This is a genomic window from Allobosea rubneri, from assembly GCF_032464875.1.
In the GTDB taxonomy this organism is placed as follows: Bacteria; Pseudomonadota; Alphaproteobacteria; order Rhizobiales; family Beijerinckiaceae; genus Allobosea; species Allobosea rubneri.
Genome location: NZ_JAWDID010000003.1, coordinates 73693 through 90735 on the forward strand (window position 1 = coordinate 73693; position 17043 = coordinate 90735).

The 17043-nt window shown below is 67.6% G+C and carries 18 protein-coding genes; 10 read left to right on the forward strand and 8 right to left on the reverse strand.

Features of this window, described 5'->3' with window-relative positions:
• Nucleotides 1-69: 69 nt before the first annotated feature.
• The 4 genes from RKE40_RS03180 to RKE40_RS03195 form a co-directional block, all read right to left on the reverse strand.
• Nucleotides 70-810, reverse strand: a complete 741-nt coding sequence (locus RKE40_RS03180) for a TetR/AcrR family transcriptional regulator (RefSeq protein ID WP_316016792.1) — start codon at nt 808-810, stop codon at nt 70-72.
• Nucleotides 811-875: 65 nt separating this feature from the next.
• Nucleotides 876-1691: a pyrroline-5-carboxylate reductase gene (gene proC, locus RKE40_RS03185; protein ID WP_316016793.1), complete on the reverse strand. Its 816-nt coding sequence runs from the start codon at nt 1689-1691 to the stop codon at nt 876-878.
• Nucleotides 1692-1842: 151 nt separating this feature from the next.
• The gene (locus RKE40_RS03190) at nt 1843-2349 is read right to left on the reverse strand and encodes a type III secretion system chaperone family protein (protein WP_066471096.1); all 507 of its coding nucleotides are present in this window, start codon (nt 2347-2349) and stop codon (nt 1843-1845) included.
• 296 nt (nt 2350-2645) lie between these two features.
• Nucleotides 2646-2900: an accessory factor UbiK family protein gene (locus RKE40_RS03195; protein ID WP_316016794.1), complete on the reverse strand. Its 255-nt coding sequence runs from the start codon at nt 2898-2900 to the stop codon at nt 2646-2648.
• 178 nt (nt 2901-3078) lie between these two features.
• Here RKE40_RS03195 and RKE40_RS03200 point away from each other — a divergent pair, with 178 nt between their 5' ends.
• From RKE40_RS03200 to pth, 8 genes are all read left to right on the forward strand, one after another.
• A complete protein-coding gene (locus tag RKE40_RS03200) occupies nt 3079-4230 on the forward strand; it encodes a M24 family metallopeptidase (RefSeq protein WP_316016795.1) in 1152 nt (383 codons plus the stop codon).
• 202 nt (nt 4231-4432) lie between these two features.
• Nucleotides 4433-4996, forward strand: a complete 564-nt coding sequence (locus RKE40_RS03205; protein WP_316016796.1) for a hypothetical protein — start codon at nt 4433-4435, stop codon at nt 4994-4996.
• A 184-nt stretch (nt 4997-5180) separates the two neighbouring features.
• Nucleotides 5181-6125: a ribose-phosphate pyrophosphokinase gene (locus RKE40_RS03210; RefSeq protein WP_316016797.1), complete on the forward strand. Its 945-nt coding sequence runs from the start codon at nt 5181-5183 to the stop codon at nt 6123-6125.
• A gap of 10 nt (nt 6126-6135) precedes the next feature.
• Nucleotides 6136-6879, forward strand: coding sequence for a 7-cyano-7-deazaguanine synthase QueC (queC, locus tag RKE40_RS03215; RefSeq protein WP_316016798.1), 744 nt, complete (start codon nt 6136-6138; stop codon nt 6877-6879).
• Entirely contained in the window at nt 6869-7432 is a 564-nt protein-coding gene (locus tag RKE40_RS03220; RefSeq protein WP_316016799.1) for a VUT family protein, read from the forward strand. Before queC ends, RKE40_RS03220 begins: the two co-directional genes overlap by 11 nt.
• A 101-nt stretch (nt 7433-7533) precedes the next feature.
• A complete protein-coding gene (locus tag RKE40_RS03225) occupies nt 7534-9384 on the forward strand; it encodes a bifunctional diguanylate cyclase/phosphodiesterase (RefSeq protein ID WP_316016800.1) in 1851 nt (616 codons plus the stop codon).
• 136 nt (nt 9385-9520) lie between these two features.
• Nucleotides 9521-10129 (forward strand): 50S ribosomal protein L25/general stress protein Ctc, encoded by a 609-nt coding sequence (locus RKE40_RS03230; RefSeq protein ID WP_316016801.1) that lies wholly within the window; start codon nt 9521-9523, stop codon nt 10127-10129.
• An 89-nt stretch (nt 10130-10218) separates the two neighbouring features.
• On the forward strand, nt 10219-10830 hold the full coding sequence (pth, locus tag RKE40_RS03235) for an aminoacyl-tRNA hydrolase (protein ID WP_316016802.1): 612 nt from the start codon (nt 10219-10221) through the stop codon (nt 10828-10830).
• Between the two features lie 6 nt (nt 10831-10836).
• Here the strand turns inward: pth and RKE40_RS03240 are convergent, their stop codons facing one another.
• Nucleotides 10837-11439: a hypothetical protein gene (locus tag RKE40_RS03240; protein WP_316016803.1), complete on the reverse strand. Its 603-nt coding sequence runs from the start codon at nt 11437-11439 to the stop codon at nt 10837-10839.
• Nucleotides 11440-11640: 201 nt separating this feature from the next.
• On the opposite strand from RKE40_RS03240, the gene ychF reads away from it, so the two are divergent.
• Together ychF and RKE40_RS03250 are read left to right on the forward strand one after the other, a co-directional pair.
• The gene (gene ychF / locus RKE40_RS03245; protein WP_316016804.1) at nt 11641-12738 is read left to right on the forward strand and encodes a redox-regulated ATPase YchF; all 1098 of its coding nucleotides are present in this window, start codon (nt 11641-11643) and stop codon (nt 12736-12738) included.
• Nucleotides 12739-12804: 66 nt separating this feature from the next.
• Complete coding sequence (locus tag RKE40_RS03250) at nt 12805-13827, forward strand: MaoC family dehydratase (protein WP_316016805.1); 1023 nt, start codon at nt 12805-12807, stop codon at nt 13825-13827.
• A 102-nt stretch (nt 13828-13929) separates the two neighbouring features.
• On the opposite strand, the gene RKE40_RS03255 is transcribed toward RKE40_RS03250, so the two are convergent.
• The 3 genes from RKE40_RS03255 to mtnA are packed head-to-tail and all read right to left on the reverse strand — an operon-like array spanning nt 13930 to nt 17041.
• The gene (locus RKE40_RS03255; protein ID WP_316016806.1) at nt 13930-15237 is read right to left on the reverse strand and encodes a sensor domain-containing diguanylate cyclase; all 1308 of its coding nucleotides are present in this window, start codon (nt 15235-15237) and stop codon (nt 13930-13932) included.
• A gap of 53 nt (nt 15238-15290) precedes the next feature.
• Nucleotides 15291-15935, reverse strand: a complete 645-nt coding sequence (locus RKE40_RS03260; RefSeq protein WP_316016807.1) for a class II aldolase/adducin family protein — start codon at nt 15933-15935, stop codon at nt 15291-15293.
• A complete protein-coding gene (gene mtnA / locus RKE40_RS03265) occupies nt 15932-17041 on the reverse strand; it encodes an S-methyl-5-thioribose-1-phosphate isomerase (protein WP_316016808.1) in 1110 nt (369 codons plus the stop codon). The genes RKE40_RS03260 and mtnA overlap by 4 nt, the downstream gene beginning before the upstream one ends.
• Between the last annotated feature and the right edge of the window lie 2 nt (nt 17042-17043).

Below are 17043 nucleotides of genomic sequence, written 5' to 3' on the forward strand. Positions count from 1 at the left end.
GAGAAATCGCTAAAGGCCGCTTAACACTGCCACGGTTTGGCCACGATCCCGGCCGCTCGGCGCGGCGCCTCAGATCGCCGCCGCGTAGCCGTCACCATCCTCGTTGCGCAGCCGCTCGCGGCGGCTCTCCCGCCTGCCGCCGCACAGCGCCCGCGCAAGGCCGCGCAGCGGCGCCGTCAGCCGGTGCACATCCTCGACGCGCGCCATGATCCGACCGGCGGATTTCAGCTCGCGATCGAGCTTCGCCATGGTCCGCGACAGCTCCGGCTCGTCATCCTCGAGCCAGGTCTCGGCGACCCGGCTCATCAGCAGCACGGCGCCACGCACCCTGACGCCGCCAAGACTGTCCTCGGTCGGGATCCCGGCGGAGGCCAGCATGTAACGCCAGGAATTCACGGCGTTGCGGCCGAGAGCCGCCAGCGCCATCGGGTCACGCCGCAGCGCCGGCATCACGGCGCGCAGCCCGGCCTTGTAGGGCGCCAGCGCGTCGAGCCGGCGCATCACCAGGTCGAAGACGCGCTCCATGTAGCTTTCCTCCATCAGATCGTCGGAATTGCCCGCCAGCACCGCATCGTCGGCGATGCGCCCGAGCCCGCCGAGAATGGCGAGCTTTGAGGGGAACAGGCCACGCATCTCGGCAAGGGAGAGCCCGGCCTCACGTGCGATCTCGGGCAATTCGATCTCGTCCCAGGAGCGATTGGCCGCGAGCCGGAACAGCGCATCGACCACGGCGCGGCGCGGATCGGGCTTCGGCGCCGCCGGTTTCGCGGCAGCCGGCTCGGCTTTGGGGGAAGCGGGCTTGCGTGCCATCGGTTTCTCCTGTCGCCTGCTGATACCTTGAATCTAGGCCTCGCGGGCGCCGGTTGAAAGGCCGCTCAGCCGGAAAGCTCTTCGGCGCGACGTTTGGCGGCAGCAACGGCGCGCCGCATCAGCAGCGGCATGCCGTCCTCGGCCATCAGCACTTCGAGCGCGGCGGCGGTCGTACCGCCCGGCGAAGTCACGTTCTGGCGCAGCGTTCCCGGCGCCAGATCCGACTGGAACAGCATTTCGCCGGCGCCCTCGACCGTCGCCCGCGCCAGCCGCCCCGCCAGATCGGCCGGCAGGCCGGCGGCCGCACCCGCGGCGGCGAGCGCTTCGACCAGATGGAAGACATAGGCCGGGCCGGAACCCGAGACCGCGGTGACGGCGTCGATCAGCCCCTCATCGGCCAACCATTCGACCTTGCCGATGCTGCCGAGCAGCGCGTCGGCCATCTCCCGCTGGGCGGCGCTGACGCCGGGCCCGGCGGCGGCGGCGGTGACGCCGCGCTGCACCGAGGCCGGCAGGTTCGGCATGGCCCGCACGATCGCCCCGGCATTGGGCAGGCGCTGGGCGAGATCGCCGAGCGTCTTGCCGGCGAGGATCGAGATCAGGAGGGTGCGCGGGCCGATCAGCGCCTGGACGGCAGGGGCGGCGGTGTCGAGCATCTGCGGCTTGGTCGCCAACACCACCACTTCGGCGGCAGCGACCTTCGGCGGGTTGACCGCCATGCCCTTTTCGGCGGCGAGCGCCGACATGGCCTCGCTGATATGCGGATCGACCAGGGTGATCCCCGGTCCTGCCATGCCGATGCGGAGCCAGCCTTCGAGCATGGCGCCGCCCATTTTGCCGGCCCCGACGAGCACGAGGGATTGCGGAAGCTGGCTGGACATGGGCGTCTCTCTTGTCGATGCTGCGCGTCATCCTCGGGCGCAGCGAAGCGGAGACCCGAGAATCTCTGGCATGAGATGGTCGGGTCAAGCCCGACCATGACGCGCATGGGGGGTGCCGGGTCAAGCCCGATCGCGGCCGCCGGCAGGCCGCTCAAGCTTCGCCGACCGTCTCCAGCAGCGCGCCCTCGAGGCCCTCGCGGGCGCTCTTCCCGGCCCAGACGACGAACTGGAACGCCTGGAAATAGCGCTCGCAGGCGTCGATCGCGGCCTTGATCATCCCGGCAGCCTGTTCCTCGGTCGGCTCCGCCCCGCCCGAGAGCAGGAGCGCATGGCGGTACATCACCACGTTCTCATTGCTCCACAGGTCGAAATGGCCGAGCCAGAGCTGCTCGTTGACCAGGCTCACCAGATTCAGGACTTCGGACCGGCGGCGATCCGGCACCCTCAGGTCGAAGGCACAGGCGACATGGATCGACTCGACTTCCGAGAGCCAGGTGATCGCGACGTGGTAATCCGCCCAGCCGCCGGTGACGGCGACCGAGAGCTCATCGTCGCTGTCGCGGTCGAAGCTCCAATGGTTGAGGGAGGCAAGGCGTTCAATCAGGTCGAGAGGATTGGAAGGCCGATCGCTCTCGGCATCCAGATCAAGGTCCATCATGCCCAGGGTCCAACTGCCGGCGCCCTGCCCGCAAAGCAGGTCCGACGCGTTTGAGAACAGGAACACGGCGACTGGGAAAAGCGTAAGGCACACAACCCGACTGAACGGCCGCGAGCGGCCGCCGGATCATCGGAAAGCTTCGCGAGACGAAGCCTGCCGACGAATCACCTCTCTTCATCGACGATAGCGCAGGCGGTCAACGTGCCCAACACGCTATCCAAGCTCGGCGGATTCGACCGCCGGCTCAATCCCCTCGCGGCGCTGTCCACAGCGCGAGTCCATGCGAGGGGAGCCGTTCACTCCTTCGCGGACTTGCCCTCGAGCGCGGCGAGGCGGGCGGCGAGCTTGTCGTTCTCCTCGCGCGCCAAGAGCGCCATCTCGCGCACCGCCTCGAATTCCTCACGGGTGACCACGTCCATATCGCGCAGCAACCGCTCGATCTGGGTCTTGACCACGGTCTCGACCTCGCGGCGCACGCCCTGTGCCGCCCCGGCCGCGTCGGTGGCCAGACGGGCGATGTCGTCGAGGATGCGGTTGCTGGTGCTGACCATGGCGGCCTCCGGCGCTGCGGCGCCCTGTGCGCCTTGAACCGGAGATATGGCGAAGGAGCGCGCGAGGCGCAATCGCGCATGCGCCTGCTCGACGCTTTCGTCACGGCCGCGCCCTTCTCGCCTTGGCGACCCCAGCACGCTATCCCTGATGCATCGCAACGCCGGACGGTCCTTCGCCATGGCCCTGCATTTTTCCTCCGCCGAGTTCGCCCGCCGCCGTCACGCCCTGCTCGCCGCCATGGCGCGCGAGCGGCTCGACGCCGCCTTCCTGTTCCAGCAGGAATCGATGTTCTGGCTCAGCGGCTACGACACTTTCGGCTTTTGTTTCTTCCAGTGCCTCGTGGTGAAGGCGGACGGCACGATGGCGCTGCTGACCCGCTCGGCCGATCTGCGCCAGGCCCAGCACACCTCCAATCTCTCCGACATCCGGATCTGGAAGGACGGCCGCGACGCCAACCCCGCCCGCGACCTGCTGGAATTGGCGCGCAACATGGGGCTCGCCGGCAAGCGCATCGGCGTCGAGTTCGAATCCTACGGTCTCGTCGCCGCCAATGGCCGCAAGCTCGAGGCTGCCTTCTCCGGCATCGCCGAACTCGTCGACGCCTCCCTTTTGGTGACGCGCCTGAGAGCGGTGAAGTCGGTGGAGGAGATCGTCCATGTCCGCCGCGCCGCTTCCTTGTCCGACGCGGCCGACAAGGCGGCGCTCGACCTGATCCGTGCCGGCGCCGACGAGGGCGAGATCCTCGCCGCCCAGCACAATGCGATCTTCTCCGGCGGCGGCGACTATCCCGGCAACGAGTTCATCATCGGCTCGGGTCGCGATGCGCTGCTCTGCCGCTACAAGAGCGGCCGCCGCAAACTCGAACCCGACGACCAGATCACGCTCGAATTCGCCGGCGCGGACCGGCACTACCACGCTGCGATCATGCGTACCGTCGTCATCGGCAAGCCGCGTCCGTTGCACCTGCATTATCACGAGGCGGCGAAGGACGCGCTGCTCGCCTGCGAGGCCGCCCTGAAGCCCGGCAACACCGCCGGCGATGTCTTCGCCGCCCATGCACGCAGCTTCGACGCCCATGGCCTGTCGGGCCACCGGCTCAATGCGTGCGGCTACTCGCTCGGCGCCAAGTTCACCCCGTCCTGGATGGACTGGCCGATGTTCTACGAAGGCAATGACTGGGTGCTGGAGCCCGGGATGGTGATGTTCGCCCACATGATCCTGATGGATTCGGAAAGCGAGACCGCCATGTGCCTGGGGCGGACCTATCTCGTCGGGGAGGACGGCGCCGAGGCGCTGAACCTGCCCGATCTCCATCTGGCCTTGCGTTGATCCGATGCGCGCCAGCCATGCCGGAGAGGCCGCCTGCGCTTCCCGCAACGCTGAATCGCCAGCGCGTCAAGGAGTTTGATGAAGAGCCGGTTAGTCTTGCACATCGAAAGCGCATTTCACTTTCGCACGACATGATCTAGAACGGACGCCGCAGGGAAGACCAAGCAATCCGAGCCCGACAACAAACAGGGCGGGAGGCAACATGCCGATTCGTACTTACGCACCCCTTCTGGGGTCGCTCGTTGCGCTTGCACTTGCGGGCTGCCAGGAGACCACCACCGCTGCGCGACCTCGGGTCGACGCTCCCGGCGTGCCCGTCTCGGTGCAGAGCATTTCGGGTGCGCCGGACCAGGTCACGGCCGCCTTCGCCGGGCTGCTCGGCGAAGCTGCGGCGGAGCGCAAGATGGAGATCGTCCCCGGCGACAAGCCGGCCCGGTTCCGCGTCCGCGGCTATCTGACCGCGCAGCCGACCGAGGACGGCCAGACCTCGCTCGCCTTCGTCTGGGACGTCTACGACGAGACCAAGAAGCGCGCGCAGCGTGTCCAGGGCGAGAGCCTTGGTCGCCGCAGCAGCGGCGGTGATCCCTGGGCAGGCATCGACCAGACCATCGTCGCCAAGGCGGCCTCCGATTCGATGGATGCGATCGCCGGCTTCCTGACTACGGCGCCGCAGGCGGAGGCCAAGCCCGATGCCAAGGGCAAGGCGGCCGAGGGCAAGTCGACGACGGCCAAGGCAGCTTCGGCGGGCGGCGCCAAGCGCCTCTAGCAAGCGGCGGCGGGACCGGCCGAACTGACCTATCGGCAACCTGCCCGGTCACGGCTTTTCCACGATTCTGTTGCAGTTCTGTTGCAGTGCAGCGGTCGACTCACCGTCGCGCCGCTGTTAAGAGCCGTTCGAACCAAGCCGGCCCCTCGCGGCTTGGACTGCCAGTCCTCACGGTGCGCCCGGCATGAACTCCTCCATCAAAGTCGTCGCCGGTAACTCCAACCGGCCGCTGGCTGAGGCCATCTGCGCCTCGCTCGGCATCCCCCTCGCCAAGGCTTCCGTCCGGCGCTTCGCCGACATGGAGGTCTTCGTCGAGATCCAGGAGAACGTTCGCGGCCAGGATGTCTTCGTCATCCAGTCGACCTCGTTCCCGACCAACGACCACCTGATGGAGCTGCTGATCATCACCGACGCCCTGCGCCGTTCCTCGGCGCGGCGCATCACGGCGGTGATTCCCTATTTCGGCTATGCCCGGCAGGACCGCCGTGCCTCCGGCCGCACGCCGATCTCGGCCAAGCTCGTCGCCAACCTGATCACCCATGCCGGTGTCGACCGCGTGCTGACGCTCGACCTGCATGCCGGCCAGATCCAGGGCTTCTTCGACATCCCGACCGACAACCTGTTCGGCGCTCCGCTGATGGCCCGCGACATCAAGGACCGGCTCGACTGGAAGAACGCCATGGTCGTCTCGCCGGACGTCGGCGGCGTCGTGCGCGCCCGCGCCCTCGCCAAGCGCATCGACGCGCCGCTCGCCATCGTCGACAAGCGTCGCGACCGGCCGGGCGAGTCGGAGGTGATGAACATCATCGGCACGGTCGAAGGCCGCTCCTGCATCCTGCTCGACGACATCGTCGATTCTGGCGGCACGTTGGTGAACGCCGCCGAGGCGCTGCTCGCGCAGGGTGCCAAGGAAGTCTACGCCTACATCACCCATGGCGTGCTCTCTGGCGGCGCCGTGGCGCGCATCGCCAATTCCAAGCTCAAGGAACTGGTGATCACCGATTCGATCATGCCGACCGAGGCGGTGAAGGTCGCACGCAACATCCGGGTCATCTCCATCGCCAATCTGATGGGCGAGGCGATCGAGCGCACCGCGAGCGAATCGAGCGTCTCCAGCCTGTTCGACTGACGGGCCCGCAATGGCGGCCCCGACGCCCGGCGGCGACCGAGCCCTCGTCCTCTTTTCCGGCGGCCAGGATTCGACCGTCGCCCTCGCCTGGGCGCTGCAGCGCTTTTCCGGCGTCGAGACGGTCGGCTTCGACTATGGCCAGCGCCATCGCATCGAGCTCGAAGCCCGGCTGACGATCAGAGACAAGCTGCCTGCGCTCGCTACGGCCTATGCCGAGCGCCTCGGCCCCGACCATCTGCTCGATCTGACGACGCTGGGTAATATCTCGGACACCGCCCTGACCAGCGAGAGCGAGATCGCCTTCGCCGAGAGCGGCCTGCCGACGACCTTCGTTCCCGGCCGCAACCTGATCTTCCTCTCCTTCGCCGCCGCCCTCGCCTATCGCCGCGATTGCAGGCACATCGTTCTCGGCGTCTGCGAGACCGACTATTCCGGCTATCCCGACTGCCGGGACGACACCATCAAGGCGATGCAGGTCGCGCTCGGCCTCGGGCTCGACCGCAGGCTGGTGCTGCACACGCCGCTGATGTGGCGCGACAAGGCGCAGACCTTCGCCCTTGCCCGCCGGCTGGGCGGCCAGCCCCTGCTCGACCTGGTGGTCGAGGATACCCATAGCTGCTATCTCGGCGACCGGAGCAGGCGCCACGCCTGGGGCTATGGCTGCGGCCACTGCCCGGCATGCGACTTGCGTTCGAAAGGTTTCGCGGCCTTCGAGGCCGCGCCAGGTGACAGCGGACCGAATTATGACGACTGACCGGCAACGGCGCATCGAGGGACTGATCGCCCTCGTCCTCTTCGGCTTGAGCATTCCGGCGGCCAATTGGCTGATCGGCAATGCCGGCACTGTCTGCGCGCCGAACGGCCCCTGTCTCGTCCCGGTCGCTCCCGGCATCATGGCACCGAGCGGCGTGCTGATGGTCGGGCTCGCGCTCGTGCTGCGCGACATCGTCCAGCGCCGGCTCGGCGCCAAGGCGGCGCTGATCGCGATTGCCGCCGGTGCGCTTCTCTCCGGTCTGCTCGCCCCACCCGCCATCGTCATTGCCTCGATGGCGGCCTTCCTGCTGTCGGAGCTCACCGACTTCGCCGTCTATACGCCCTTGCAGCGCAATCATTTCGTTGCCGCGGTCGCCGCCTCCAGCATCATGGGGCTCGTCGTCGACAGCATCGTCTTCCTGCAACTGGCCTTCGGCAGCCTGGACTTCCTGACGGGCCAGATCATCGGCAAGGCCTGGATGGTGCTGCTGGCGCTGCCGCTGATGTTCTGGCTGCGGCGGCGCGACGAGCGCCTCGGCCTGATGCCGGCCTGAAGCGGTAGTTTTCCGAACAATTCGAGACAACGGCGCAACCGTAGGTTCATGCCCTTGGGGCATGATCGCGGAAATGTGCTTGTTGCTGCCTCGAGGCTTGTTTGGACTCCGTCGAACGTCTCCAGTCCCTGCAGAACGCAACCCTGGAGGCGATCGCGCGCGGCGAGCCGCTGGCGGCGATCATGACCTCGCTGTGCCTGCGGGTCGAAGCCATCGCCCCCGAGGTCGTCTGCTCCGTCGTCGCCGTCGATGCGGAAAGCACCCTCCAGCCGCTGGCGGCCCCCAGCCTGCCGCCGAGCTACGCCGCGGCCCTGCGCGGCGTGTCATGCGGACCGCGCGTCGGCTCCTGCGGGACCGCGATCCATCGCGGCAGTGCCGTCGAGGTGACCGACATCGCCAGCGATCCGCTCTGGCAGGGTTATGAAGGGCTGGTGCTGCCGCTTGGCCTGCTGGCCTGCTGGTCGAGCCCGATCAAGGCGCGCGACGGCCGCGTGGTCGGCAGCTTCGCCTTCTATTATCGCCGCAAGCGCGGCCCGGACGCGCTCGAGCGCCGCATCGTCGCGACCTGCGTCCATCTCTGCGCCATCGCGATCGAGCATGACGAGGTCAGGACGCGCAACCATCAGCTCGCCTATTTCGACGCGCTGACCCGCCTGCCGAACCGGGCGCAGTTCAACGACGCCATCGCCCGCATGACCGCCAGGGCCGAGCCCTGCTTCGGCCTGCTGCTGATCGACATCGACCATCTCAAGGCGGTCAACGACACGATGGGTCACGCCACCGGCGACCGCCTGATCGAGACCGTCGCGGCGCGGCTGGCGGAGGTCGCGGGTACCGGTACCGCCTTCCGGATCGGCGGCGACGAGTTCGCCGTCCTGCTGCCGGATTGCGGCCAGGCGCCGCAGCTGCGCGCGGCGGCGACAGCCATCCTTGCCGCGATGCCCGCCCCTTTCGATCATGACGGCAACACCATCATCCCGAGCGTCACGATCGGAGCCGCCCTGGCCGGAGCCGACGGCACCGATAGCGTCACCTTGCGGCAGAACGCCGATTTCGCGCTGTATCACGCCAAGGAGACCCGGCGCGGCCGGTATGTCCGCTTCAAGTACGGGCTTCGCACCTCGATGATGCGGCGCGTCCAGATCGTCCAGACCGTCGACGACGCCCTCGGCAGCGGGCGCGTGCTGCCGCATTATCAGCCGATCATCCGCCTCGACACCGGCGAGCTCGCCGGCGTCGAGGCGCTGGCCCGGATGCGGCTCGACGATGGCCGCATCGTCGCCGCCGGCGAGTTCCACGAGGCGATGCTCGATCCCAAGGTCGCCTACCGAATCTCGGGGCAGATGCTCGCGGCCGTCGCCGCCGACATGGCGCAATGGCAGAGCGGCGGACTTGAGCTCCGGCATGTCGGCATCAACTTCACCACCGCCGATTTCCAGAAGGGCGACCTCGTCCAGCGCATCTCCCGGGTTTTCGAGCGCGCCCAGCTCCCGCTTGAGCGCCTCGTCGTCGAGATCACCGAGCAGGTCATCATGGGCGGCCGCCGCGACGGCGTCGCCCGAACCATGGAAGCGCTGCGCGAGCGCGGCATCCAGGTGGCGCTCGACGATTTCGGCACCGGATTCGCCTCGCTGACCCATCTGCTCGACTTCCCGGTCGACATCATCAAGATCGACCGCTCCTTCATCGGCGGCATCGAGGCCGGCGCCCGCAGCAACGTCATCGTCGAGGCGCTGGTCGGGATCGCCAACCGGCTCGGCGTCAAGATCGTCGCCGAGGGCATCGAGACCGCCGAGCAGCTCGCGCGGCTGCGCGCCATGGGCTGCGTTTTCGGCCAGGGCTATCTCTACTCGCGCGCCATACCCGCCGCCGGCGTCGCCAGCTTCATCCAGGACCTGCGCCAACGCGGACCGGCGGCGCAGCCGGATGCGCAGGCCGCAACCGCGGCCTGAGGCGGCCGGGCTTGAGATCGGCGGATATTTCGCCTATGAGCCTGCCTGCGCTCCACTGACACCCTTGGAGGCAGGAGCGCGAACCGAGACGGCCGCCACCAGGCGGCCTTGTCATTTGAAAGCAAGGACAACACCAATGACCGCTGTGAAGCAGATCCAGGCTTCGGCGCGCGCTCAGGTCGGCAAGGGGGCCGCCCGGGCAGTTCGTCGTGAGGGCCTCACCCCCGCCGTGATCTACGGCGCCGGCGAAGCCCCGCAGGCCATCGCGCTCAACGCCAACCAGACCCGCCTGATGATCTATGCGGGCCACTTCCTGACCACGCTGCTCGAGATCGAGGTGGACGGCAAGAAGACCCGTGTCATCCCGCGCGACTACCAGCTCGACCCGGTCAAGGACACCCCGCTGCACGTCGACTTCCTGCGCGTCGCCGCCGGCCAGACCATCAAGGTCCAGGTCCCCGTGCACGTCGTCGGCCAGGAATCGTCCCCCGGCCTGAAGAGCGGCGGCACCATGCAGATCGTCGAGCACACCGTCGAGATCGACGTCGCTCCCGAGAGCATCCCGGAATTCCTCGAAGTCTCGGTCGCTGGCCTTGAGGTCGGCGATACCCTGCACAGCAACGACATCAAGCTGCCGGCCGGCGTTTCGCTGACCTCGCGTGACAACCTCACGCTGGTCACGATCCTGCCGCCGACGGTCGATGCCGAGCCGGAAGCTGCCGAGGCGGAAGCCGCCAAGGCCTGATCAGGGCCCTTTCGCCATACGGTGCGACTACCGTCAGACGGCCGGGCTCGCCCGGCCGTTTTCTTTTTGGCAGATGCTGGAGAGCAGGAATGCTGATCTTCGCCGGCCTCGGCAATCCGGGCACGCGCTATGCGCGCAACCGCCACAATATCGGCTTCATGGCGGTCGAGGCGATCGCGCGCGCCTGCCGCGCCGCGCCCTGGCGCGTGCGATTCCAGGGCCAGGCCTGCGAGGCGACGATCGGCAACGAGAAGGTGCTCCTGCTCAAGCCGCAGACCTATATGAACGAATCCGGCCGGGCCATCGGCGAGGCGGCACGCTTCTTCAAGGTCGCGCCGGCGGACGTGATCGTCTTCCATGACGAACTCGACCTCGCTCCCGCCAAGCTGCGGATCAAGCTCGGCGGAGGCAATGCCGGCCATAACGGCCTGCGCTCGACCACCGCCGCGATCGGCAACGAGTATCGCCGTGTGCGCATGGGCATCGGTCATCCCGGCGACAAGGCTCTCGTCCACGCCTATGTGCTGAACGATTTCGGCAAAGCCGAGGAAGCCTGGGTCGAGGATCTCTGCAGCGCCTGCGCCGACAATGCCGCCCTCCTCGCCACCCATGACGATGCCGGCTTCCAGAACAAGGTGCACCTTTTCATGGAAGCGCGCGGCCATGGCGCGGTGAAGCGCCTCGGCGAGAAGGCGGATTGACGCGGCTCAGAGCGGAAGTTGTGCGCCGGCCCGCGCGACGGTGACACGGCTGGTGGTCAGGCCGCCATCCGCCTGCCGCTGCGCCGTCAGCGCCACCTGCGCTCCGGCGGTAAGGTCGCTCGCCTGCGCTGGTGCCGCCATGACGATGTTGGCCTCGGGCGGGATCGCGATCCTCTGCTCGCCGCCGGGATAGGTCAGCGTGACGCTGCCGCCCCCGACCTGCGTGACTGTCTCGGCGACCGTGGCGTTGGTCATCGTCGCCTCGGGGAGCACCGCCCAGGGTCGATGCCCCTCGCCGGTGCCGCGCATCGCCTCGGGGAAGATGACGACCTGCACCGCCTGAAGCTCGCCTCCTGACGATGTGCGCGCCCCGACACCGATGAAGCTGCCCTTCTTGATGTCCGCCATCGACGCCCTGACGATGGCACCGACCGCATAGTTCGGCGCCAGAGCGACGGAAGCTACGCCGTCCGGCGTCTTCACCGTCAGCATCTGTCCCTCAATTCTCTCGACGCTGCCGCGGATGCGGACCTGCTGCGTCTGCGCCGCCACGCCGAAGACGGCGGAACTGACAAGCACAGTGGCGAGGGCAAACGAAGGGAGGCGCATCGAACCGATCTCCGGCCGCCGACAGATGGCATAAGACCAGTCCTGCGCCCCGCCAGCGGCGACCGCCATGCACTTTCGCGCGAGCTAGTCTCCGGCGTGCCATCTTGTCTTTTGCTGCCATGCACCCAATAACGCCCCCGAGAACCGAAATGCTGTATCGCAGCCGCCGGAGCGTGGCCGCGACCTGATGAGCGAGCGAAAATGGGCTTCAAATGCGGTATCGTCGGCCTGCCCAATGTCGGCAAGTCGACCCTGTTCAACGCGCTGACGCAGACCGCGGCGGCCCAGGCGGCGAACTATCCCTTCTGCACGATCGAGCCGAATGTCGGCGACGTCGCGGTGCCCGATGACCGGCTGGAGAAGCTCGCCGCGATCGCCGGCTCGAAGGAGATCATCCCGACCCGGCTGACCTTCGTCGACATCGCCGGACTGGTCCGCGGCGCCTCGCGCGGCGAAGGCCTCGGCAACCAGTTCCTCGCCAATATCCGCGAATGCGACGCCATCGCCCATGTCGTGCGCTGCTTCGAGGATGGTGACATCACCCATGTCGAGGGCAAGATCTCGCCGATCGACGATATCGAGACGATCGAGACCGAGTTGATGCTCGCCGATCTCGAAAGCCTCGAGAAGCGTGTCCAGCCGCTGGAGAAGAAGGCGAAGTCCGGCGACAAGGAGGCCAAGGAAGCGGCCGAGCTGATGAACCGCTGCCTTGTACTGCTGCGTGACGGCAAGCCGGCGCGGCTGGTGCAGGTCGCCGCCGAGGAGCGCAGGGCCTTCGCCATGCTCGGCCTGCTCTCGTCGAAGCCTGTGCTCTATGTCTGCAATGTCGAAGAGGCGAGCGCCGACAAGGGCAATGCCTTCTCGGAGCTGGTCAAGGCGCGAGCCGCCGAGGAAGGCGCGGTTGCCGTCGTCGTATCCGCCAAGATCGAGAGCGAGATCGCTGTGCTGCCGCAGGCCGACCAGAAGGACTATCTCGACGCGGTCGGGCTGGAGGAGCCCGGCCTCAACCGGGTGATCCGCGCCGGCTACGCTCTGCTCAACCTCGTCACCTATTTCACCGTCGGTCCGAAGGAAGCCCGCGCTTGGACGATCGAGAACGGCACCAAGGGCCCCGCCGCCGCCGGCGTGATCCATACCGATTTCGAGAAGGGCTATATCCGCGCCGAGACCATCGCCTATGACGACTACATCGCCAACAAGGGCGAGGCAGGCGCGCGCGAGGCCGGAAAGTTCCGGCTCGAAGGCAAGGAATATGTCGTCGCCGATGGCGACGTGCTGCATTTCCGCTTCGCCAACTAACGCGCTTTGCGTTCGCCCGCCAACGGGCGAACGCTCGCAACTCGCGCCGGACAGGGGGCACAGGCAATGCGGTACTTCGAGGATTTTGTCGCGGGCGCGGTCGTCGAGGGGGGCTCGCTCGCCATCTCGGAGGGGGACATCCTCGCCTATGCCCGCCGCTTCGACGCGCAGGACTTCCACACCGATCCGGAGGCCGCCAAGGCGAGCTTCGTCGGCGGCCTGATCGCGTCGGGCTGGCATAGCTGCGCGCTTCTGATGCGGCTGATCGCCGAAAGCTTCATCCTCGATTCAACCTCGATGGGCGCACCCGGCATCGAAGAGGTGAAATGGCTGCGGCCCCTCAAGCCGGGCGACGTCGTCAGCCTGCGCTGGACCGTCATCGAAACCAAGGAATCGCGCTCGCGCCCGGAAATGGGCCTGATCAAGTTCCGCTTCGAGCTTCTCAACCAGCGCGGCGAGCCCGTGCTGGAGCAGACCAACTGGATCATGTTCGGCCGCCGCGGCTCGGGCTTCGAGGCTCCTGCCGGCAACTGGCTGGCGCATTCACCGAGCTATGTCGCGCCGGCGCATACCAGCGAGGTCGAGCCGGCCGCCGGCCCAGCGACGCCGGCCCGCTTCTTCGACGATCTCGTGGTCGGCGAGAGCCATGAGCTCGGCAGCCTCGTCTTCACCGCCGAGGAGATCGTCGCCTTCGCCCGCTCCTTCGACGCGCAGCCCTTCCATATGGATGAGGACGCGGCTCGCCAGAGCTCGTTCGGCGGGCTCTGCGCCTCGGGCTGGCACACTGCGGCCGGCTGGATGGCGGCGATGGTCGTCCATCGGCGCGGCCAGGAGGCTGCCTTCAAGGCCGCCTTCGGAAACGCCAGCGCGCCCCGCCTCGGCCCCTCCCCCGGCTTCAGGAACCTGCGTTGGCTGAAGCCGGTCTATGCGGGCGATCGGATCACCTATCACTCGGTGCTGGCCGACAAGCGCGCCAGCGCCTCGCGCCCGCAATGGGGGCTGTTCTTCCACCACAACACGGGCGTGAACCAGAACGGCGAGACCGTGTTCAGCTTCGAGGGCTGCGCCTTCGTCGAACGTCACGCCTAGAGCATTTTCGAGCGAAGTGGACACCGGTTCGCGTGAAGAAAATGCGATAAAACAAAGAGCTAGAGCATTTCGGCGATTCAGAGAAACGCGGAAATGCTCTAGTCAGCCGGCGATGCGCCGTGGCAGCGCGGGCCCGCTCGCCGTCTCGATGCGATCGCGGCCATTGCGCTTGGCCGCATAGAGCGCGTCATCAGCCAGTGCATGCAGGCTGGTGGCGTCCAGTGGTCCTTCGCCTGCGCAGAGGCCGATCGATACGGTGACGCCCGTCAGATCGGGGTGGAGCGTCTGCCAGGGCACAAGGGCGAGCGAGCGGCGAATGGCCGCCGCCATGCCGTATGCCGCCTCGAGGCGTACCCCGGCGAGCAGCACGCCGAACTCCTCGCCGCCGATCCGCGCGACGAGCGCCGAGACCGGCGCGACCTGGTCCGCGACGACCTTGCCGATCATGCGCAGGCAGGCATCGCCGACCAGATGGCCGAAACGGTCATTGATCGACTTGAAGTGGTCGGCATCGATCATCATCAGCGAAAGCGTTTGCGGGAGAGCGACAGCATCGGCCAGCCGCGCCACGAAACGGCGACGATTGGCGAGCCCCGTCAGCCCGTCCGTCTCCGCCAGCTCCGCCAGCGCCGCATTGGCCCGGCGTAACGCCTCCTGCGCCTCCAGCAGTTCCATCTGCTGGCGCTTGGCCACGGTGATGTCGGCATGGGTGAAGAAGCTGAGGCCGCCGGCGCTGTGCCGCGCGATCAGCCTGAGCCAGCGCTGGCCGGGAAGCTCGATCTCGAACGGCACGCCATCATAGCGCAAGCCGTTGCTGATCGCCGCCCTCCAGGCAGCCACGGGCGAGGTTCCTGCCCAGCAGCGGGCAATGATCTCGTCGAGCTTGCGCCCGACCACGGGCGCGCCGCGAGGCAGGTCGTAGAGACGTCGGAAGGCATTGTTGGCGGCGATGATGCGGTCATTCGCATCGAGAATCGTCGCGCCGTCGGGAATGAAGGGAAGCGCGTCGATCAGCGGCAGCGTCATCTCAGGCGCCGTCTCCGCCTGGCTGTCGACATCGAGCCGTTGCCACAGGCGCACGCGCCCGCCATCCGGAGCCTGCAGGGATGCGGCGCGCAGGCGCCGCCCGTGATGGCTGAATTCGAACGGCTGCGTCTGATTCTCATGCCGCGCGACGCCTTCGGCGACATGCCGGTCGATATCCGGCAGTTCCTCGGGCGGCAGGCGGCGGCGATAGAAGCGCACGAGATTGTCGGCATAGGGCTCGCCGACATAAATCTCGCCTTCATCCTCGGGGAAGAGCTGCAGGAAGGTGCTGTTCCAGCCCAGGGCCCGCATATCGGCGTCGTATTCACAAGCCCCAATACCGAGGGCGTCGAGCGAATCGAGCAGATAGCGCGAGAGCTTCATGCTCCCTTGATTAAAGAAGAGGCCTTAACAACCAGTAAGACGCGCCGTTAAGATCAACCTACCTTTCCGTAACCCGCGAACCGCGCCGAGACCCTCTCCATCTCGGCCGCATCGAGGATGACCGGCTCGAGCCCGGAGGCCAGCAGGTCGAGATACTGCCCGGCCAGATTCTCGACCTCGGCGACGATGGTGTGCGCTCCAGCGAGGCTGCCACCAAGCGCGATCACGCCGTGATTGGCGAGCAGCACGGCCTTGCGGCCCTCCAGCCCCTTGACCGCATTCGCCGCGAGTTCCGGCGTGCCGAAGGTGGCATATTCGGCGCAGCGCACATCGGCCCCGCCGCAGAGCGCGATCATGTAGTGGAAGGCGGGAATGCCGCGCCGCGCACTGGCGAGCGCAGTGGCGCGCGGAGAATGCGTGTGCACGATCGCCTGCGCGTCCGGGCGGGCCTTGTAGATCTCGGTATGGAACGGCCATTCCGAGGAGGGCTTTCCGGCACCCGAGAGCACGCTGCCATCGAGCGTCAGATGGATCAGGTCCTGCGGCTTCGTCTTCGCATAAGGCAGGCCAGACGGCGTGATCAGCAGGCCGCCTTCGAAGCGCGCCGAGACATTGCCGGACTTCGACGGGCAGAACCCGGCTCGGTCGATCGCCTGCGCCACCTCGACGATCTGCTGGCGAAGTTCGGTCTCGGTCATTTCATGCGCTCCTGCGCCAGTTCAGGGAAAAGCCGGCTCAGCCCCTCGAAGCTCGCCGGCGCGACGCCGCGCTCGGTGACGAGGCCGGTGACGAGCCGGGCCGGCGTGACGTCGAAGGCCGGGTTGGCGGCCGGGCTGCCCGGCGCCGTGACCTGGAAAATGCCCGGGCGGCCATCCTCGCCGACCCCGCGCAGATGCGTGACCTCGCCGGCGGCGCGCTCCTCGATCGGAATCTCCGCGAGGCCGTCGCTGAGCGACCAGTCGATGGTCGGCGACGGCAGCGCGACATAGAACGGCACTCCGTTGTCATGGGCCGCCAGCGCCTTGAGATAGGTGCCGATCTTGTTGGCGACGTCGCCGGTCGCCGTCGTCCGGTCGGTGCCGACGATCACCATGTCGACCTCGCCATGCTGCATCAGATGGCCACCGGCATTGTCGGAGATCACCGTGTGCGGCACGCCATGGGCGCCGAGCTCATAGGCGCTCAGCGCCGCGCCCTGATTGCGCGGCCGCGTCTCGTCGACCCAGACATGCACCGGAATGCCGGCGTCGTGCGCCAGATAGATCGGCGCCAGCGCCGTGCCCCAGTCGACCGTTGCGAGCCAGCCGGCATTGCAATGGGTCAGGATGTTGATTCGCTCGCCGACAGGCTTGGCCGCAGCGATCGTACGGATCAGCCCGAGGCCGTGCTCGCCGATGGCGCGGCAGAGCGCGACATCCTCGTCGCAGATCGCCGCTGCCTCGGCATAGGCGGCAGCGACGCGCTCCGTCTCGGGCAGCTCGATCAGCCGCGCCCGCATCCGCGCCAGCGCCCAATGCAGGTTGACCGCGGTCGGGCGCGTCGCACCGAGCAAGGCCAGCGCGCGCTCAAGCGCGGCATCGGAGGCATCGCCCCTCAGGGCGAGCGCCACGCCATAGGCTGCAGTCGCCCCGATCAGCGGCGCCCCCCGCACGATCATGTGGCGGATCGCGTCTGCGGCTTCCTGCACCTGCGTGAGCCGGACCGTCTCGAAGCTGAAGGGCAGCCTGGTCTGGTCGATGACCACGACGCTCCAGCCATCCTCGCCGAGCCAGATCGTGCGATAGGCCTTGCCGGCGATCTTCATGC